Origin of the sequence: Psychrobacillus sp. FSL W7-1493 (assembly GCF_038004905.1) — a bacterium.
GTDB lineage: Bacteria > Bacillota > Bacilli > Bacillales_A > Planococcaceae > Psychrobacillus.
In genome coordinates this window covers 546,750-566,804 of the sequence record NZ_JBBOSB010000001.1, presented here as the reverse complement: position 1 = coordinate 566,804, position 20,055 = coordinate 546,750, and the positions used below count along the sequence as shown (strand labels likewise).

The 20,055-nt window shown below is 41.5% G+C and carries 16 protein-coding genes, 8 tRNA genes and 3 rRNA genes; 1 reads left to right on the top strand and 26 read right to left on the bottom strand.

Annotated elements, in window-relative coordinates; translation table 11 throughout:
- Positions 1–53: 53 nt before the first annotated feature.
- Entirely contained in the window at positions 54–1,034 is a 981-nt protein-coding gene (locus MKX96_RS02905; RefSeq protein WP_340881827.1) for a GNAT family N-acetyltransferase, read from the bottom strand.
- A gap of 76 nt (positions 1,035–1,110) precedes the next feature.
- Between MKX96_RS02905 and MKX96_RS02900 the strand changes: the two genes are divergently transcribed.
- Entirely contained in the window at positions 1,111–2,250 is a 1,140-nt protein-coding gene (locus MKX96_RS02900) for an FAD-dependent monooxygenase (RefSeq protein WP_340881826.1), read from the top strand.
- Positions 2,251–2,386: 136 nt separating this feature from the next.
- Here the strand turns inward: MKX96_RS02900 and MKX96_RS02895 are convergent, their stop codons facing one another.
- The 25 genes from MKX96_RS02895 to MKX96_RS02775 form a co-directional block, all read right to left on the bottom strand.
- A complete protein-coding gene (locus MKX96_RS02895) occupies positions 2,387–2,527 on the bottom strand; it encodes a hypothetical protein (protein WP_340881824.1) in 141 nt (46 codons plus the stop codon).
- Positions 2,528–2,543: 16 nt separating this feature from the next.
- Positions 2,544–3,254, bottom strand: a complete 711-nt coding sequence (locus MKX96_RS02890; protein WP_340881823.1) for a hypothetical protein — start codon at positions 3,252–3,254, stop codon at positions 2,544–2,546.
- Positions 3,251–3,982 carry a hypothetical protein gene (locus MKX96_RS02885; protein WP_340881821.1) on the bottom strand — a complete coding sequence of 244 codons (732 nt, stop codon included), beginning with the start codon at positions 3,980–3,982 and terminating at the stop codon, positions 3,251–3,253. The genes MKX96_RS02890 and MKX96_RS02885 overlap by 4 nt, the downstream gene beginning before the upstream one ends.
- Positions 3,966–4,853, bottom strand: coding sequence for an ABC transporter ATP-binding protein (locus MKX96_RS02880; protein WP_340881819.1), 888 nt, complete (start codon positions 4,851–4,853; stop codon positions 3,966–3,968). The genes MKX96_RS02885 and MKX96_RS02880 overlap by 17 nt, the downstream gene beginning before the upstream one ends.
- Positions 4,853–5,224, bottom strand: a complete 372-nt coding sequence (locus tag MKX96_RS02875; protein WP_340881818.1) for a GntR family transcriptional regulator — start codon at positions 5,222–5,224, stop codon at positions 4,853–4,855. Before MKX96_RS02875 ends, MKX96_RS02880 begins: the two co-directional genes overlap by 1 nt.
- A 233-nt stretch (positions 5,225–5,457) precedes the next feature.
- Positions 5,458–6,324 carry an AraC family transcriptional regulator gene (locus MKX96_RS02870; protein WP_340881817.1) on the bottom strand — a complete coding sequence of 289 codons (867 nt, stop codon included), beginning with the start codon at positions 6,322–6,324 and terminating at the stop codon, positions 5,458–5,460.
- 134 nt (positions 6,325–6,458) lie between these two features.
- Positions 6,459–7,454, bottom strand: a complete 996-nt coding sequence (locus MKX96_RS02865) for a nuclease-related domain-containing protein (protein ID WP_340881815.1) — start codon at positions 7,452–7,454, stop codon at positions 6,459–6,461.
- A 604-nt stretch (positions 7,455–8,058) separates the two neighbouring features.
- Positions 8,059–8,174: ribosomal RNA gene (gene rrf / locus MKX96_RS02860) — 5S ribosomal RNA — on the bottom strand.
- 179 nt (positions 8,175–8,353) lie between these two features.
- Positions 8,354–11,282: ribosomal RNA gene (locus MKX96_RS02855) — 23S ribosomal RNA — on the bottom strand.
- 205 nt (positions 11,283–11,487) lie between these two features.
- A 16S ribosomal RNA gene (locus MKX96_RS02850) occupies positions 11,488–13,041 on the bottom strand.
- The 16S, 23S and 5S rRNA genes sit together here with 8 tRNA genes alongside, the layout of an rRNA operon.
- 154 nt (positions 13,042–13,195) lie before the next feature.
- A tRNA-Gly gene (locus MKX96_RS02845) sits at positions 13,196–13,269 on the bottom strand.
- 29 nt (positions 13,270–13,298) lie between these two features.
- Positions 13,299–13,375: transfer RNA gene (locus MKX96_RS02840), tRNA-Arg, on the bottom strand.
- Positions 13,376–13,393: 18 nt separating this feature from the next.
- Positions 13,394–13,480 (bottom strand) — tRNA-Leu (locus tag MKX96_RS02835).
- Between the two features lie 71 nt (positions 13,481–13,551).
- A tRNA-Lys gene (locus tag MKX96_RS02830) sits at positions 13,552–13,624 on the bottom strand.
- 11 nt (positions 13,625–13,635) lie between these two features.
- Positions 13,636–13,710: transfer RNA gene (locus MKX96_RS02825), tRNA-Gln, on the bottom strand.
- A 3-nt stretch (positions 13,711–13,713) separates the two neighbouring features.
- Positions 13,714–13,789 (bottom strand) — tRNA-Asp (locus MKX96_RS02820).
- 23 nt (positions 13,790–13,812) lie between these two features.
- A tRNA-Glu gene (locus tag MKX96_RS02815) sits at positions 13,813–13,887 on the bottom strand.
- Positions 13,888–13,896: 9 nt separating this feature from the next.
- Positions 13,897–13,971 (bottom strand) — tRNA-Asn (locus tag MKX96_RS02810).
- 74 nt (positions 13,972–14,045) lie between these two features.
- Positions 14,046–14,522, bottom strand: a complete 477-nt coding sequence (locus MKX96_RS02805) for a SprT family protein (RefSeq protein WP_340881814.1) — start codon at positions 14,520–14,522, stop codon at positions 14,046–14,048.
- 65 nt (positions 14,523–14,587) lie between these two features.
- Positions 14,588–16,756, bottom strand: a complete 2,169-nt coding sequence (locus tag MKX96_RS02800) for a Tex family protein (protein ID WP_340881812.1) — start codon at positions 16,754–16,756, stop codon at positions 14,588–14,590.
- 71 nt (positions 16,757–16,827) lie between these two features.
- Positions 16,828–17,427: a PP2C family serine/threonine-protein phosphatase gene (locus MKX96_RS02795; RefSeq protein ID WP_251553346.1), complete on the bottom strand. Its 600-nt coding sequence runs from the start codon at positions 17,425–17,427 to the stop codon at positions 16,828–16,830.
- Entirely contained in the window at positions 17,424–18,206 is a 783-nt protein-coding gene (gene sigB / locus MKX96_RS02790) for an RNA polymerase sigma factor SigB (RefSeq protein WP_169360992.1), read from the bottom strand. Before sigB ends, MKX96_RS02795 begins: the two co-directional genes overlap by 4 nt.
- Positions 18,184–18,654 carry an anti-sigma B factor RsbW gene (gene rsbW, locus MKX96_RS02785; protein ID WP_251553344.1) on the bottom strand — a complete coding sequence of 157 codons (471 nt, stop codon included), beginning with the start codon at positions 18,652–18,654 and terminating at the stop codon, positions 18,184–18,186. The genes sigB and rsbW overlap by 23 nt, the downstream gene beginning before the upstream one ends.
- Complete coding sequence (locus tag MKX96_RS02780) at positions 18,641–18,982, bottom strand: anti-sigma factor antagonist (RefSeq protein WP_340881808.1); 342 nt, start codon at positions 18,980–18,982, stop codon at positions 18,641–18,643. The genes rsbW and MKX96_RS02780 overlap by 14 nt, the downstream gene beginning before the upstream one ends.
- 69 nt (positions 18,983–19,051) lie before the next feature.
- Complete coding sequence (locus tag MKX96_RS02775; protein ID WP_340881806.1) at positions 19,052–20,053, bottom strand: PP2C family protein-serine/threonine phosphatase; 1,002 nt, start codon at positions 20,051–20,053, stop codon at positions 19,052–19,054.
- Positions 20,054–20,055: the final 2 nt, after the last annotated feature.

Genomic DNA, 20,055 nt, shown 5'->3' with positions numbered 1-20,055 from the left:
ATGTGACTAATATTTTCTCATCAAAAAAGCATCTATCACAGATGCTTTTTTCCTTAAATCTTTCGCTTATATTTTAAGGAGATTGCTTGGTCCTCTGGGTTACTCTCATAAGATTGCTCCTCGCATTGAAAGACAAAGCCACGTGCCTCATAAAAAGGAATTCCAAGCATATTGTTTTTGGCTACGGACACCCATTGCTCGTGCGCACCATACTTCTTTTTCTGAACATCCGATAAATAGTTTAAAAGCTTTGTCCCGATTCCTTTGTTTCGTTTCTCGGGATCTAAGTAAAGGACATATACCTCAGCAATTCCTTCTTCGTCAACCCCGCCACCTATAGCACCAACTATTTCATTGTTAAGCAGAGCGACAAAGTATCCATTCCAATAACGGTTGGTTTCAGCAATTTCCTTTTCAATTCTATCCACTGTGTAAAACTTTTCAATAACACCTTCTATGTATTCCTTGTTATATAAATTCTTGTATGTGTTCCATTGGGCGGCCACACATACATCGACTATCCCTTGTTCATCTCCAGGTATTGCTTTCCTTACTATTACCTGGTCAACCTTAAGACACAAAGCTAATTGGATTCCAGCATTACCTAAGTATCGACGCCCCTTGTCGATAAACCCATTTTTTAAATAGACAGCCTGAGCAGCTTTATTAGCCTCATTTACACCAAGCACAACCTGCTTAATAGATGGAAAATGCTCCATTACAAACTGGGGTAAAAGCTGCATAGAAGACTTTGCTATTCCTCTCCCTTGGAAACTAGGATGAACGGAATAACCTCTAAGTAGGATACTTTCTTTCATATCCGTATAATTTAACTTATCATCTCCAGTGTCCAATACAAAAAATCCAGCCACCTGTTCACCGTCTAAAATAACAACCGGTGTATAGGTAGGACACATTTCAACCTTTTTAAGCATTTCTATTGGGTGTCCCGTGAAGCCTAATTGCTCTTCAGATAATGGATAATGGTCTAATGCCTCTCGATGCTTTGATTCATACATGCGCAATGTAATCATGTTTCTCCCTCCCTCTTTTTATTAGCATATCATAAATTTTCTGCTAGACTAGAGATAATTAAGGAGGTAGATCCCATTGAACATTGCCATCATTGGCGGTGGTATTGGAGGACTTTGTGCAGCAGTTACTCTGCAAAAGCAAGGTCATGAGGTGCACGTGTTTGAGTCTGCTCCAGTTTTCCACCCAGTTGGTGCTGGAATAGGAATTGGCTCCAATGCTATGCAAGCACTAATGGAGATTGGTGTTGGAGAGGAGATATTCCGCAATGGCTATATCCTAAACACACAAGTCTTTCAGGACATGCATGGAAAAGTGCTCAATACGATCGATTTCTCGGTTCTTAAAAAAATGTTTGGACAAGAGAATATCACCATCCATCGAGCAAACCTCCATCGAACCTTTCTCGAAAATCTAAAACCAAATACCATTGAATTTAATAAAAGATGTATACGTATTAAGCAACATAAGGAGAGGGTCACTGCTTTTTTCGAGGATGGGACAGCCTTTGAAGCTGAGCTACTTATAGCGGCAGATGGCATTAATTCTCCTATTCGCCAACAGCTCGTTCCTGAATCTAAACTAAGATATGCTGGATATACTTGCTGGAGAGGGATAACTGAAAACAATGGTCGAGTAAAAGAATTTACATCCACAGAGCTTTGGTCCACAAAAGGGAGATTTGGTATGGCACCCATGAAAGATGGGCTCATTTATTGGTTTGCTTGTATTAACACTTCTCAAAAAAATCCAACCTATCAACAGCTTGAACCTAATGAGGTGTCATCTATCTTTCGTCATTTCCCTGAAACGGTTTCCGATATTATTGCTAGCACACCTTCTGAACAAATTCTTCACCATGACATTTCAGATATCAAACCACTACGCAGTTTTGTGTTCGATCGGGTTGTCTTATTAGGTGATGCAGCCCATGCGACTACCCCAAATATGGGTCAAGGGGCTGGGCAGGCTATTGAAGATGCAATCGTCCTCGGCAATGGCTTTAAACAATTTGAAGATATAAGAAGCGTATTAGATTTTTACAATGAAAAACGAGTAGCACGCACCGGAAAGGTAATTCGTCTTTCCAGACATATTGGAGCGATTGCCCAAATTTCTTTTAGCCCAATAGCAGCTGCTCGTGATTTGATCTTTCCCCTTCTCCCTTCAAAGTCTTTACTATGGCGTCTTAAGTTCTTATTTGATGTAAAACTATAAGGAATAAAAAAGGAAGCAAAAATCAAAAGACGTGAGATCAGCAACTTGATTTCACGTCTTACTTATTTTAAAAGTAACTAATTCGATTTTGAAATCTCTCAATAAGAAGACTACAAATATTTTTTTCTACGCCTCTTTACTGTTCTTTATCCCGTATTTTTTCTAGAATTTCAATGACACGGTCGTTTTGTCTTTCAAAGTTTTTTAATCTCTTTTCGATTATATTAGAAGAGAAAAACACGATAAGTACTAATGCTATTCCTGCTATTAAATCCAAAACCATATTCCTCCTCTTAATAAATTTGTAAACCTAAAGCATCATCTATTTCTATATGCTTTGGAACCTTTAGGTGAATATAGGTCATACCTCTTACATTTGTAAAGGAATAGGTATCGTCACTACTAGCTTTTGGTAAACTTACTAAACGGTTAGAAAACTCACTAAATTCCAGGCTTATTCCTATTGGCTCCTTCACAGATAAGTGATTTCCAGCCCAATATAGCTCATGTAAGGGGATTATTTTATCCAAGTGAATACCTTCTATAATAGAGTTAGATCTATATACTTTACCTTCTATCAATTGATTATTAGCATCTGTCCATTCTATAACAAACCTAGTGGAATAAGAATCAGCGCCTTCATAGCCTATAGATAACGTATTTCCACTTAACTCATGAGACCACTCATCTATCAGAAATCTTTCAGTAAGATTATTCCCCTCGTAGTTTCTTAAAGCTTCTTCTAATTGAATGTTTTCTGCTTCTAGAACTTGAACTTCTTCCTTTGTTAAAGGCTCCAAGTGGTTATTAGGAATGAGCTCATAAACTAACATTGCTATAAATAGTATGACAACATAGATGAAAATGATATATTTTTTAAGCTGCAAGGAACCATTTAAATTTTTTGTACCTTTCTTTATACCACCTATCAATACAAAGGATATTAATAATATTAGAACAATAGGGAGCAGGCCTACTATGAACGCTATCCACACACCACTCACGCTCGTACCTCCCATCTATTAGCTACTGCAACTGAAATTAAAAAGAAAATTACTGATAAACCAAATATTTTAAGCATGAATACCCACAAGTTTCCCTCCACTATAAAGAAAAACTCTACAATTTTAAGCCCCATAGAACTCATTACTACCCCAACAAGAACTATCGGAAAAATTAAAAACAATGCCTTATGCTTTTGGACTAAGGATCCGATTAAATATCCAAAGGAAGTGAACATCCATATTAAGATAAATAGTAAAAGCAAAGTTTGTATGGTCTGCATAGGCTCATCCAATATCCCTGGGCCATCAATAAACACCACGTTACTAAACAATACCTGATATAATCTCAACAAATACGTACATAAAAAAGTTGTAACCGATGCAACGGCACTTACAATCATCAGCACAGCAATATTCGCGATGTTGCTACTTAATCTCGTGGAAACAAATGTAAAATCGTCATAGCGATAAGCCTTCGTAGTGATTAAGTTTCCTACAAATACTGCCCATGCAGCTACAAAGAATAAGACACCATCAAGTGTATATGTGTTGATAGTAATTTCTGTGCCTATACTGCTTGTTCCTATCATTCCAGTGCTACTAGTGAGAAGTAATCCTAATATTTGTATAAATATAAGCGATAGAACAGCCCCTATATATGCCTGTAATTTGAATTTAACCTGCATCCTTACTATGCTTCCTAAACTGACATTACTTAAAAACATCATCAATCCCCTCCTTTGTTTCACTCGTCACGTACATACACACATCGCTTGCCGACAAAGCCTGGAGCATAGCACCCTCTGTTCGAGCCTTCTCTATAGAAGAATTGTATTTTACAACGACATATTTTCTTTGATGATCTAACTGCTTGGAGAAATAAACCTCTTCCCCTTGCGTCCATCTTTCAATGTCAGTTGCATTCCCCTGTAATCCCACGGCATACTCTCTTATTTCGTCAAGCGGTTGATGTAATACCACCCTTCCTTGGTGAATCAAGAGGATATCCTCCAACAAGTGCTCTATCTCTGCTAAATGATGACTAGAGATTAAAATAGAACGAGGATGAGCTATATAATCCTTTAGCAACGCTCGGTAAAAGTCTGACCTTACTGCTTCATCCATCCCATTCATCGGTTCATCAAGCAGGGTTAGCTCACAACGAGTAGAGAGCCCAAAAATTAGATTAAACGTAGCAGCTGTTCCTTTAGATAAGCTAGAATGATTAAGCTTAGGATTTAATTTGAAATAATCCATTAGTCTTTTAGCAAGCTCTCCATCCCATTTTTTATAAAAGGCTGGAGCCATTTTCAAAATCCCTTCTAAATTCAGTGTGTCAGGAAAAGTCATTTGATCATCCACTAAGATACTGTTCGCAGATACTAACAAATCATTATAGGGACTTCTATCGAAAACGCGCACTTCTCCAGAGCTATGGCTGGTAAAACCAGAAAGGATTTTCAGTAAGGTTGTTTTCCCAGCTCCATTGCGGCCAATAATCCCTGTAATTTTCCGATCACTTAGCTCGAAGCTTATATCCTCCAATGCATTCATCCGATGAAAAATTTTTTTGACATTTCGACATTCAACTACCTTCATTAGACTTCCTCCTCACATTTATGTATGAGTTGAATTAGCTCCTCTTTGGTTATTGACAATCTTTTAGCTTCCATCACTAAATCTGACACCATTTGCGTCAACGTCTGGTCTCTCCGTTTAGCTAATATCATTGCCTTGGCCTCTGTCGCTACGAACATTCCCAGTCCCCTTTTCTTATATAAAATCTCTTCTTCTACTAGTATCGTTAACCCCTTCGCTGCAGTTGCTGGATTAATATTAAACAATTCTGCAAGCTGGTATTGGGAGTAAATTTTCTCATCTTCTTTAAAATGCTCGGCTATAATTTCATTCTCTAACCATTCCGCAATTTGTACATAGATGGGCTTTGCACTATCCGAATTTAAAATCATTGCGGTAAGTCTCCTCTCAATCTAAAGTTAGTGCATTAGTGATGTAATGTAGTATATAACATAAAAATGTAATTGTCTATATAATTTAGACAATAAAAAAATCACACCCTTAGGATGTGATCAAGAACTCAAAGAATTTATTGCCGATAAAGAACTTCAGAACGATAATTAACACAAAAATAATTACTATAAAGAGATAACCTATTATATTTTTTCTCTTACTTTCCATACGACTAATTAATCTCTACATCAAAATTCAAATTAATCGGTTCTGTTGGCAAATTATCAGGAGCTTTTAAGTTGGTTGTCGGTGTTTTCTCATCTACTTCTTCAAAAGTAAACTCATCCATCCATAACGATCCGGAGCCTTGTAGTAAAACCCCGAAGTATATCGCTCCTGCATTTTGAGGCACATCTAACACGACACTATAATAGTTCCATCCAGTTGTACCAGTAATGGGACGATTACTCATATTATCAAATTGAAGTGTGTCCCCATCCTTGGCGTCGATGCGCATCCAAAGCCCTGCAAATCCATTTATATCCTCGGTTTTAATAAAACAAGATAGCTTTAGTCGTTTCCTACAGTATTTACTAGCTTGGAATTGTTGCATAACGGTGCCAAACTGTTCTTCTCCTCCTGCCTTAATAGAACGCAAGTAACCGGAAGCATTGCCTTTGTGGACCTCTTGAAAATCTCTACCCACCTCAAAGCTATGTGGGGTTGCCCCACTTAAAAACCAACCATTCATAACCTTTACCTCCTCTGGTTTTTCTAGTAAGGTTCGCATGAGCATTCGATACTTGCCTGGTGGCAAGCCATGCACCTTACGGAAGGCTCTCGTAAAAGCTTCCTGAGATTCAAATTGATAGGTTAAGGCCAAATCCAATATTCGTTCATCTGTATAAATTAGCCTTTGTGCTGCCATGGTAAGTCTCCTATTACGAACATATTCGTGTAAAGACATCCCGACTTTTTGTTGAAATAACCGATGGAAATGATAAAAGGAATAACCAGTGACTTGAACCACTTCATCATTACGAACCGGTTCTTCTAATTTTTTTTCCAGCCAATTAATCGTCTGGTGAATTATCTTCATTTGCTCATGCACCTCCTATTAGCTCCAGTTTATATGGTATAGGTTAAAATGTTTTGATATTTTTTGCGGAAGTTGAGTGGGGGTTGCCTTACCGACCGATTATCGGGGGAAACCGACCGATTTTCCTTGAGAACCTACCGATTATTTGGAAAAACCGACCGATTTTTTACTCGAACCGACCGATTATCTCTTTTTCTATAAAATGTTCTCTTATTCGATCCACATTCTTTTAAATTCATCGACTTTATAATTCGTAAAGTTGCTTGCTGAGAGTTTAACTGTAAAAATTCTCTACATTCTTTATTATTCAAGCTGCCTTTTACTAGAATAAACCATTCATTTATTGCTTTTTCATGTGCTTTCCGATCTACTTGACGACACACCTCACAATACCAACCAGCTTTTATTTTTTTCATTCCGAATAACGAACACTCTGGACACTGAACACCTTTAATTATATCCTTCGTTTCAATTCCCCATGCATCACACATAGGGTAAGGACAATAATCCTCATGATTGTTCTTTAAACTATTAGTCACCTGCTGAAACTGTTCTAGTGATAGGTAAGCCTTATCTCTCGGGAGCCCCCATATAAAGTTGGGGATAGTAGTAGGATACATAATAGGAGAGGTAACTGGAGATTTATGAACTCTTGACTTTGTAGACCCTAAGATTATTGCTCCTATAACTGGAATATCTACACGCTCCTTTTTTAACCACTTTCTAAGCAAGTTAATATTCCGTTCTAATTGCACTTCTGGGCTCTCATATATATCAACCTGCCCACTATCTAACTCTCTTCTCAAACAGAATGGATCTCTTTCAAAACTCAAGTTTCCAACAACGTTCTTAGACTCTAAAATCAGTATATAATGTCGAGTAATAAATAAGGCATCAATTTTAAATTTACCATTAGAACTCAAATTTAAGTCTAACAAAACTGCATAATCAAAAGGAAAACTATATTTACGGAAAATGGCTTCTACATTTTTCTCTCCTATAATACCTGCTTTCGCAGATAATATTTTGGAGTGAATACGTTCTTTTAGTGCATGATTATTACCTAAGCGTTCATATAGTGCTTGTAAGCCAATATAATTATAATTAATAGCCTGCTCTTTTAAAATCAAATCTTCCCTCCTTTTTGCATAATATAACATAATTTTAGAAAATGTAAATTTTACACATTTAATAACTCTTTTATTTAGCCTCCAATTATCAGCTCTTTTTTCTATTTTCCTCGTTATTACTCTTTGAAAATTTTATTTTGATTGTTTCTGTCGTATATAGTTTCTATTTCCCGGGAAATGTCAATTTAGAGGAGGAACTTAAAGGTTTTATTCGACATAAATTATAAATTGCAACGGGATTCTCAGTTGTATGCTTCGATGAAGAGATTATCTTTCGCTTTGGTAATAATAAAAGTAAAAAAAGCCGCCACCGATTACTCGGTGACGACTTCCTTTAGTGCCCAGCGACGTCCTACTCTTGCAGGGGAGACCCTCCAACTACCATCGGTGGCTGCGAAACCAGATGGGCGGCAGATTTCTTCGTCAGCCGCAGTCGTTCGGTTCTCGCGTATGCCATACGCTCCGATCCTCTCTTCCTTGCTTCCTCGAACTCTTTGCCCCTCCGGCTTCTCGCACACTTCTTTATGGAGAGAGTGCCTTCGGCTTTTATAAAAGACAAAACAAAAAAGCCGCCACCGATTACTCGGTGACGACTTTCTTTGGTGCCCAGCGACGTCCTACTCTTGCAGGGGGAGACCCCCAACTACCATCGGCGCTGAAGAGCTTAACTTCCGTGTTCGGTATGGGAACGGGTGTGACCTCTTCGCCATCATCACTAGACTTTTTCGGCTTTCAATACACTTCGCATTGCGTTGTCAACTTCGTTCGTTCAATCAGTCACGTACCTAAGTACGTTCCTTCATTCACTCACTCGTTTCCTAGCACTGCTTGCGCCTTGAAACCCTCAGAGTTGTTCACTCAAAACTGGATAAAAGACATCATTAATCGAAACAAACCATTTGGTTAAGTCCTCGATCGATTAGTATTCGTCAGCTGCACGTGTCGCCACGCTTCCACCCCGAACCTATCTACCTCATCGTCTTTGAGGGATCTTACTTACTTGCGTAATGGGAAATCTCATCTTGAGGGGGGCTTCGTGCTTAGATGCTTTCAGCACTTATCCCGTCCACACATAGCTACCCAGCGATGCCCTTGGCAGAACAACTGGTACACCAGCGGTGTGTCCATCCCGGTCCTCTCGTACTAAGGACAGCTCCTCTCAAATTTCCTACGCCCACGACGGATAGGGACCGAACTGTCTCACGACGTTCTGAACCCAGCTCGCGTACCGCTTTAATGGGCGAACAGCCCAACCCTTGGGACCGACTACAGCCCCAGGATGCGATGAGCCGACATCGAGGTGCCAAACCTCCCCGTCGATGTGGACTCTTGGGGGAGATAAGCCTGTTATCCCCGGGGTAGCTTTTATCCGTTGAGCGATGGCCCTTCCATGCGGAACCACCGGATCACTAAGCCCGTCTTTCGACCCTGCTCGACTTGTAGGTCTCGCAGTCAAGCTCCCTTCTGCCTTTACACTCTTCGAATGATTTCCAACCATTCTGAGGGAACCTTTGGGCGCCTCCGTTACACTTTAGGAGGCGACCGCCCCAGTCAAACTGCCCGCCTGACACTGTCTCCTACCCGGGTTACGGGTATGGGTTAGAATTTCAATACAACCAGGGTAGTATCCCACCGACGCCTCCTCCGAAGCTGGCGCTCCGGGCTCTAAGGCTCCTACCTATCCTGTACAAGTTGCACCAAAATTCAATATCAAGCTACAGTAAAGCTCCACGGGGTCTTTCCGTCCTGTCGCGGGTAACCTGCATCTTCACAGGTACTATAATTTCACCGAGTCTCTCGTTGAGACAGTGCCCAGATCGTTACGCCTTTCGTGCGGGTCGGAACTTACCCGACAAGGAATTTCGCTACCTTAGGACCGTTATAGTTACGGCCGCCGTTTACTGGGGCTTCAATTCGCACCTTCGCTTGCGCTAAGCACTCCTCTTAACCTTCCAGCACCGGGCAGGCGTCAGCCCCTATACTTCACCTTACGGTTTTGCAGAGACCTGTGTTTTTGCTAAACAGTCGCCTGGGCCTATTCACTGCGGCTCTTCTAGGCTATTCACCCAAAAGAGCACCCCTTCTCCCGAAGTTACGGGGTCATTTTGCCGAGTTCCTTAACGAGAGTTCTCTCGCTCACCTTAGGATTCTCTCCTCGACTACCTGTGTCGGTTTGCGGTACGGGCACCTCCCACCTCGTTAGAGGCTTTTCTTGGCAGTGTGAAATCAGGAACTCCGGACATACGTCCTTGCCATCACAGCTCAATGTTACAGAGTGCGGATTTGCCTACACTCACACCTCACTGCTTGGACGTGCATAACCAACAGCACGCTTACCCTATCCTACTGCGTCCCCCCATCACTCAAACGGTGGGGTGGTGGTACAGGAATATCAACCTGTTGTCCATCGTCTACGCCTATCGGCCTCGACTTAGGTCCCGACTAACCCTGAGCGGACGAGCCTTCCTCAGGAAACCTTAGTCATACGGTGGATGGGATTCTCACCCATCTTTCGCTACTCATACCGGCATTCTCACTTCTAAGCGCTCCACCAGTCCTTCCGGTCTGACTTCAACGCCCTTAGAACGCTCTCCTACCACTGATACCAAAGGTATCAATCCACAGCTTCGGTGATTTGTTTAGCCCCGATACATTTTCGGCGCAGCGTCACTCGACCAGTGAGCTATTACGCACTCTTTAAATGATGGCTGCTTCTAAGCCAACATCCTGGTTGTCTAAGCAACGCCACATCCTTTTCCACTTAACAAATACTTTGGGACCTTAGCTGGTGGTCTGGGCTGTTTCCCTCTTGACTACGGATCTTATCACTCGCAGTCTGACTCCCAAACATAAATCATTGGCATTCGGAGTTTGTCTGAATTCGGTAACCCGGGATGGGCCCCTAGTCCAAACAGTGCTCTACCTCCAAGATTCTAACGTTTGAGGCTAGCCCTAAAGCTATTTCGGAGAGAACCAGCTATCTCCAGGTTCGATTGGAATTTCTCCGCTACCCACACCTCATCCCCGCACTTTTCAACGTGCGTGGGTTCGGACCTCCAGTAAGTGTTACCTCACCTTCATCCTGGACATGGGTAGATCACCTGGTTTCGGGTCTACGACCACATACTCATTCGCCCTATTCAGACTCGCTTTCGCTGCGGCTCCGTCTTCTCAACTTAACCTCGCATGTAATCGTAACTCGCCGGTTCATTCTACAAAAGGCACGCCATCACCCGTTAACGGGCTTTGACTATTTGTAGGCACACGGTTTCAGGGTCTATTTCACTCCCCTTCCGGGGTGCTTTTCACCTTTCCCTCACGGTACTGGTTCACTATCGGTCACTAGGTAGTATTTAGCCTTGGGAGATGGTCCTCCCGGATTCCGACGGAATTTCACGTGTTCCGCCGTACTCAGGATACACTCTGGAGGGAATGAACTTTTGACTACGGGGCTTTTACCCTATCCTGCGGACCTTTCCAGGTCGCTTCGTCTAGCTCATTCTTTTGTAACTCCGTATAGAGTGTCCTACAACCCCAAGAGGCAAGCCTCTTGGTTTGGGCTCTTCCCGTTTCGCTCGCCGCTACTCAGGGAATCGAATTTTCTTTCTCTTCCTCCAGGTACTTAGATGTTTCAGTTCCCTGGGTGTGTCTCAGATGCGCTATGTATTCACGCAAATGTACTGCCCCATTACGGGCAGTGGGTTTCCCCATTCGGAAATCTTCGGATCGAAGCTCACTTACAGCTCCCCGAAGCATATCGGTGTTAGTGCCGTCCTTCATCGACTCCTAGTGCCAAGGCATCCACCGTGCGCCCTTATTAACTTAACCTAAAAGTTAAAAGTACTACACTTGCAATCACGTAAGTGATCACAATTTGAATATCTTGCGTTTGTTTCTTTTTTTGATGTCGTTTTATCCAGTTTTCAAAGAACAAGTTAAAAAGCTTTAAATGCTCATATAGAATGAACATTCAAAACTGAACTGCAAAACGTTAAGATACAGATAAAGATCTGTATTCCGAATATATCCTTAGAAAGGAGGTGATCCAGCCGCACCTTCCGATACGGCTACCTTGTTACGACTTCACCCCAATCATCTGTCCCACCTTCGGCGGCTGGCTCCCAAAAGGGTTACCCCACCGACTTCGGGTGTTACAAACTCTCGTGGTGTGACGGGCGGTGTGTACAAGGCCCGGGAACGTATTCACCGTGGCATGCTGATCCACGATTACTAGCGATTCCGGCTTCATGTAGGCGAGTTGCAGCCTACAATCCGAACTGAGAACGGTTTTATGGGATTTGCTCACCCTCGCGGGGTTGCGACCCTCTGTACCGTCCATTGTAGCACGTGTGTAGCCCAGGTCATAAGGGGCATGATGATTTGACGTCATCCCCACCTTCCTCCGGTTTATCACCGGCAGTCACCTTAGAGTGCCCAACTGAATGCTGGCAACTAAGATCAAGGGTTGCGCTCGTTGCGGGACTTAACCCAACATCTCACGACACGAGCTGACGACAACCATGCACCACCTGTCACCGCTGTCCCCGAAGGGAAAAGCCTATCTCTAGGCCGGTCAGCGGGATGTCAAGACCTGGTAAGGTTCTTCGCGTTGCTTCGAATTAAACCACATGCTCCACCGCTTGTGCGGGCCCCCGTCAATTCCTTTGAGTTTCAGTCTTGCGACCGTACTCCCCAGGCGGAGTGCTTAATGCGTTAGCTGCAGCACTAAGGGGCGGAAACCCCCTAACACTTAGCACTCATCGTTTACGGCGTGGACTACCAGGGTATCTAATCCTGTTTGCTCCCCACGCTTTCGCGCCTCAGCGTCAGTTACAGACCAGAAAGCCGCCTTCGCCACTGGTGTTCCTCCAAATCTCTACGCATTTCACCGCTACACTTGGAATTCCGCTTTCCTCTTCTGTACTCAAGTCCCCCAGTTTCCAATGACCCTCCACGGTTGAGCCGTGGGCTTTCACATCAGACTTAAAGGACCGCCTGCGCGCGCTTTACGCCCAATAATTCCGGACAACGCTTGCCACCTACGTATTACCGCGGCTGCTGGCACGTAGTTAGCCGTGGCTTTCTAATGAGGTACCGTCAAGGTACGAGCAGTTACTCTCGTACTTGTTCTTCCCTCACAACAGAGTTTTACGATCCGAAAACCTTCTTCACTCACGCGGCGTTGCTCCATCAGACTTTCGTCCATTGTGGAAGATTCCCTACTGCTGCCTCCCGTAGGAGTCTGGGCCGTGTCTCAGTCCCAGTGTGGCCGATCACCCTCTCAGGTCGGCTACGCATCGTCGCCTTGGTGAGCCGTTACCTCACCAACTAGCTAATGCGCCGCGGGCCCATCCTGTAGTGACAGCCGAAACCGTCTTTTAACATTTCCTCATGTGAGGTAATGGATTATTCGGTATTAGCCCCGGTTTCCCGGAGTTATCCCAATCTACAGGGCAGGTTGCCCACGTGTTACTCACCCGTCCGCCGCTAAATCAGAAGAAGCAAGCTTCTTCATCATCCGCTCGACTTGCATGTATTAGGCACGCCGCCAGCGTTCGTCCTGAGCCAGGATCAAACTCTCCATAATAGAGAACTTAAAAAGCTCATTTTGTTTTGCTGGCATCATCATTAAATGATGTCAAAAATTGTTTTGCGTCAATCAAGCCGAAGCTTGTTGATGCTGTATGTCTTAACGTTTTGCATGTTCAGTTTTCAATGTTCATGTATTACTTTAGTATAATTGGAGCGGGTGAAGAGAATCGAACTCTCATCATCAGCTTGGAAGGCTGAGGTTTTACCACTAAACTACACCCGCATATATAATATATTAAATAATTGTTTGTTTGGCGCGCCCGGCAGGAGTCGAACCCACAACCTTCTGATCCGTAGTCAGACGCTCTATCCAATTGAGCTACGGGCGCTTAGTAAAAGACAATGCTTGGTGCGGCCGAGAGGACTTGAACCTCCACGGGGTTAACCCCCACTAGGCCCTCAACCTAGCGCGTCTGCCGTTCCGCCACGACCGCGTAGTTATAAAATGGGAAGATATTTATTATAACTTACTCTCATGAGCTTGTCAACAATTATTGTAATATGATGAGCCATGAAGGACTCGAACCTTCGACCCTCTGATTAAAAGTCAGATGCTCTACCAACTGAGCTAATGGCTCACGAAACGAAATGGCTGGGGTACCTGGATTCGAACCAGGGCATGACGGAATCAAAATCCGTTGCCTTACCGCTTGGCTATACCCCAACATGGCGGTCCCGACCGGGATCGAACCGGCGATCTCCTGCGTGACAGGCAGGCATGTTAACCGCTACACCACGGGACCTATGTATCTTTAATTCAATTAAATGGTGACCCCTACGGGATTCGAACCCGTGTTACCGCCGTGAAAGGGCGGTGTCTTAACCGCTTGACCAAGGGGCCATTTAAAGATGGCTCCGAAGGTAGGACTCGAACCTACGACCAATCGGTTAACAGCCGATTGCTCTACCACTGAGCTACTTCGGAATAATTTATGTCGTTTTGTTCTACTCGACTTTTTCTATTATAGAGAGGGTTTGGACAAACGTCAACACTTTTCATCAAATTTCTTTCGTTTTTTTAAAAGAACTTAAATGCAGCTCCCCAAAACACTTGCCACACTTGAATTTCTGCGTATTTACTCGAATTTTCCGTCTATATAACAAACCACATTTTGCACACTCATACACATACAGTTTAGTATTTTTTTGATTTTTAGGCTCTACGAGTGTTGAGCAAAATCTAGGTGAATCTGTTTGTTTTAGAAGCTGACGAAAATCTGTATCTCTATGTTTATACCCTTTCCCTTCTATATGTAAGTGATAATGACATAGCTCATGCTTAATAACTCCAATTAATTCGTTCATTCCATGTTTCTCTAACACTAGAGGGTTTATTTCAATCATATGTGTTCTTAACATATACCTTCCGCCGGTACTGCGCAGTCTTTTATTGAAATAAGCTTTATGGTGAAACTTTCTTTTAAAAATCTGTATTGATATGCTACTTACTAATTCACTCAATTGTTCATCAGTCACTATACTCTCTCCTAGATATAAGAGCTTGTCCACTGATATTCATCAATGGACAACTCTGATTATTATTAGACTTGTTGTTCCGGTGGCAGCATCGTTAATGCAATTCTTCCTTTGTTCGCATCGAACTGTTCTACCCATACAGTAACGATATCCCCAAGGGAGACTACATCTAAAGGATGCTTTACAAATCCTTTTTTAAGCTTGGAGATGTGTACAAGTCCATCTTGTTTAACACCTATATCTACAAAGGCGCCGAAGTCAACTACATTTCGAACTGTACCTTGAAGCTCCATTCCTGCTTTTAGATCCTCTAATTTTAGTACATCTTTTTTAAGTAACGGCTGCGGGAAAGCTTCACGTGGATCTCTTGCTGGCTTAATCAATGCATCCAAAATATCCTTTAGCGTAATCTCACCAATCCCTAATTCTTTACTAGTTTCTTCTATAGAAATAGTTTTTAGTGCTTCTTCTGCTTCCTTAGAGCCTATTTGGCTTTTGGTTAGCCCTGCAATTTCAAGGACTTGTTCAGCTGCCTTATAGCTTTCCGGGTGAATTCCTGTTGCATCTAACGGATTTTTAGCGTCTGGAACACGTAGGAAACCAATTGCCTGTTCATATGTTTTAGCTCCAAGACGAGGGATTTTCTTAAGCTGAGCTCTTGAAGTGAAACGTCCTTGTTCGTTTCGCATGTTTACCACGTTCTCTGCTACCGTTTTAGAAAGGCCAGATACGTATTGAAGTAATGAAGCTGATGCTGTGTTTACATTTACGCCTACTTGGTTAACCGCAGTCTCTACTATAAAAGAAAGAGATTCCGACAGTTTCTTTTGTGACACATCATGCTGGTATTGTCCCACACCTACTGCCTTAGGATCTATTTTTACCAACTCCGCCAAAGGGTCTTGTAGTCTTCTAGCAATAGATACGGCACTTCGTTGCTCAACTTGAAGGTCGGGAAACTCGTTTCTTGCTGTTTCTGAAGCTGAGTATACCGAAGCACCTGCTTCATTGACAATTACATACGCTACTTCCCCTGTTACTTCCTTCAGGCAATCTACGATGAATTGTTCTGTTTCACGAGATGCCGTACCATTTCCAATCGCTATCAGAGAGATTGGATAATTCTTAAGATAAGAAAGAACTTTCTTTTTCGAGCCTTCTATATCCATTTTAGGTGCGTGAGGGTAAATGGCAGATACCTCTAATAGCTTACCTGTATCATCAACCACTGCAAGTTTACAGCCAGTACGGTAGGCCGGGTCCACTCCAAGTACCACTTTTCCCTTTAATGGTGGCTGAAGTAAGAGGTTACGTAGGTTTTCAGAAAAAATATGAATAGCCTGCGCTTCAGCTTTTTCTGTAAGCTCAGCGCGAATTTCTCTTTCTACGGAAGGTTGAATTAATCTCTTATATGAATCCTCTATCGCTAGCTTCACCTGTTCCACTGCTTCACTAGTAGTGTGATTTGGTATCCATTGTGCTTCCATTACTCTTAAAATTTTGTCCTGTGGTGTTTGTAGGCCAACTTTAAGAACATCCTCTTTTTCACCACGATTTAAGGCAAGAATTCGATGAGGCACTATTTTTTTCACTGGCTCTTCATATTCATAATACATTTCATAGACATTTTTTTCATCGAGCTCTGCTTTTTTCAAAGAGGATACAATTCTTCCATCGGTGCGTGTTAGGTTACGTATTTGCTCCCGTATTTTAGCATCATCTGCAAACTGTTCAGCTAATATATCACGAGCACCTTGAAGCGCCTCTTCAGTAGTCATCACCTCTAATTCTTCATTTACATAAGCCTCTGCTAGTGTTTGAATAGATTCTTTTGGGAATCCAAGTAGCTCCGTAGCTAAAGGTTCCAGCCCTTTTTCTTTTGCTATAGTAGCTTTCGTTCTACGTTTCTGTTTGTACGGTCTATACAGATCCTCTACTCGTTGAATGACAGTCGCATTTTGTATAGAAGCAGAAAGTTCTTCAGTAAGTTTTCCTTGTTCTTCTATTAATCGTAGAACTTCCTCTTTGCGTTGTTCGAGCTGTTGGATATAATGATAACGATCTTCTATTGCTTTTATTTGCACTTCATCTAACGAGCCTGTTTGTTCTTTACGATATCGAGCTATAAAAGGAACTGTGTTTCCTTCTTCTAATAATTTTATTACTTGCTCTGCTTGCGATGTTTTAGTGCCCGTCTCTTTGGATACGAGCTGAAGCATTTTCTTTAGTTCCAAAACAAACCCATCCTTTCTTTCTAACCTTATTTTAACATATACTGAACGCAGCAAAAAAGCTTACCCTTTAATTATGAGAGTAAGCTTCCTACAATGAATGTGGCGTCATCGCCATGTTCTATTTCTTTATAAACTGTTTCGTACAAACATTTAGTACCGCTAGATTCCTTAATAGTGGACTTTGGACTCTTCATCACTACTCCATCAGAATGCAAAAGGAACAAGTCATCTTTGGCACATGGGTATGTTTGTGTATTAATCTTTTGTTTACGTCCCGACAGATATCCCATTACTGGCAATGGATAAATCATTTTTCCTGTGGAGCGTTGGTACATATAAAACTTTATATTGCCTACACAGCTATAAGATATAGTTTGAGCTTTATAATCTATTTTCACAAGTGCAACGGCTGCTCCTCGTTTTTGTACCATAAGCTCATTGCATTTTAACAATAAGTTATCCAATGTCTCTTCAGGATATTGTTCTAAAATGTTTGGTATTACATCGGCTGATTCTTTTGCTATTGGACCGTTTCCTAATCCATCTGCAATTGCACAAAGCATAAAATCTTCATGCTTAGATACATAGTAAGTATCACCAGATTCCGCATTCCCTGTTTTTGCTTCCTGAAAGACTAGCAACTCGACTTTTTCATCTGAGTAGTTTATCAATTTACAATTCCACCTGACGATAATATTGCCTCTTGTAATTTCTTTATTGCTTTGCGTTGAATTCTCGATACGTGCATTTGCGAAATACCGAGACGGTCGCCTGTTTCTTTCTGACTCAGCTGCTCCATGTATGTAAGTAAAATTATCTCTTTTTCTCTTTCAGACAACACATTAAAAGCTTCGGCTACAAGTAAGCGCTGATCCGTTTTTTCAAACTCCCCGTCTGTCTGACCAATTACATCAAACAACGTTATAGTACTACCATCTGCATCGGATTCTAAGGAATGATCCATCGACAATGCTTGATAGCTTTTGCCCATTTCCATTGCTTCTAGAACATCTTCAACTTCTACATCAAGATAATCTGCAATTTCCGGTACTAAGGGAGATCTTTGAAACTCAGTTGTTAGCACTTCCACAGCCGATCTAATACGTGGACCTAATTCTTTAATTCTTCTTGGAACATGGACTGCCCAAGTCTTGTCTCTGAGAAATCTTTTTATTTCACCTATAATCGTCGGAATGGCAAAAGCTTCAAAGTTCTTACCAAAGGACGGATCGTATCTTCTAATGGCCCCTAATAGACCAAGCATACCTACTTGAACTATATCCTCATGATGAGACTTACCATTAGAATATTTACGAGCAATCGACTCAACCAAACGCTCGTAGTTTAACACAAGATTTGTTTGAGCCTCTTCGCTTTCTGTCGTTTGATATTCTTTAATCCACTTTAATATTTGTTCCTTTGACTCTTTAGGAAGAGATGTGTTCGACATTATCATCCACCTGCTTTACTCCGACATGCTTCGTCATAAATACAGTTACACCCTCTTGGTGATGAACTTTTACTTCATCCATCAATGTTTCGATAAGGTATAAGCCAAGCCCTCCTTCACGTAAGAATGATCCCTCCTCTAAATCATGGTAAGGTCCCACTTGCGCTTTTGTTTCCTCAAAGTTAAAACTTTTTCCATGGTCTGCAATCATAATTTCGATTCTATCAGAATATAACGCACAACCAATTACTACTTCGCCGTCCTCATCTTCTGCATAAGCATGCTGAACTGCATTAGTAATTGCTTCACTCGCTGCAATTTTTAAATCTTCTATATCATCATAGGAAAAGCCCATACGATTCGCCAGCCCTGAAATTGTAAGACGTGCTACACTTACATATTGAGGCTTTGCCGGCAAACGAATCTCCACATAATCAAACGGTTTCATCTATTTTCACCTCTTCGCTCGCTTGAATGTCCATAATATCCCCTAACCCAGTTATATCAAACAATCTTTTAAGGCGAGGTGAAAGTCCTGTTAACTCCATATGGACGCTAGACTCCTTAGCACTCTTATAAAAACCTACAAATACACCTAATCCAGTACTATCCATATATGTTACGTCAGTTAAATTTAACTCAACACGTATATCTTCTTTTAAATTGATTTCTGAAAGTTTTTCTCTTAACAAAGGTGCAGTAAATGCATCAATTTCACCTTTAATAATTCCTTTGACACGCATTTCTTCTTCGTGTAGTTCTACTAATATATTCATTATCAAATTATCCCCCGTTTTCACTATATATACGTATCTATACCACGATACAATCAATGTTAAACATTTTTAAAGCGATTTCTTGAATATGACTAGAGTAAAATCATCACGTTGTTCAAATTCCTGCAATTCCTCTAGCTTGTGAAATACATACTCAACCATTTCTTGAGCTGGCTTGTCCTTTACGCTTTCGATAATACTTAGTATTATTTTTTGGTCAATAAAGCCTTCCTTCGAACGACATTCAGTTACTCCATCAGTCATCATGACGATAAAGTCATCTTTTTCTAACGTAATAGAATGTTGTTCATATTTGACATTAGGGACCACTCCGAGCAATAGACCTTTCGCCTGAAGTTCTTTAAATTCTCCCGTGTGCGCACAATAGAATAAAGGTGGCTCATGTCCCGCGGATGCATATGTGAATTCACTTAATGCTGTATCGTATGTTCCATAAAACATCGATATAAACATCGAGTCACTAACACTTTTTTCAACAATCCGATTGATGATATCCAAAACGACTACTGGATCTGTATCAGGACCATCCAAACTATCCATACCATATTTAATCATGGACATACAAAGAGCTGCAGGTATCCCTTTACCAATGACATCAGCCACTGCGATACCTATTGCATGGTCATTACTCAAAAAGTGAGTATAATCTCCATTCATTTCTTTTGCCGGAACAGAGATTAACCCAATATCCAGGTTATTCATGTTTGGGATTTTGGATTTAAGCAGTGTTTGCTGCACATTAGTTGCCAGTTCCATTTCCATTTTAAAATTTTGTTGTTTTTCAATAAGCGTTTGATGTTCTTTTAAGGCTAAGCCATATCTAATCATAACTTCTATCAAAAAATCAAACGAATGAGATACCTCTTCCGGTAAATCAGGCATAATCTCTTCCAATGAAGCCTTATGTATACTGATTACTTCCTCCGGAGAAATACTTTTTTGTATGAGCTCTCTACTAACATTTTGACCTTCATATAAATTATGCTCCGTTTGACTTAACGTATACTGTCTCAAAATTTCCTTATACTGTTTTTTAAATTGTTGAGGCATTT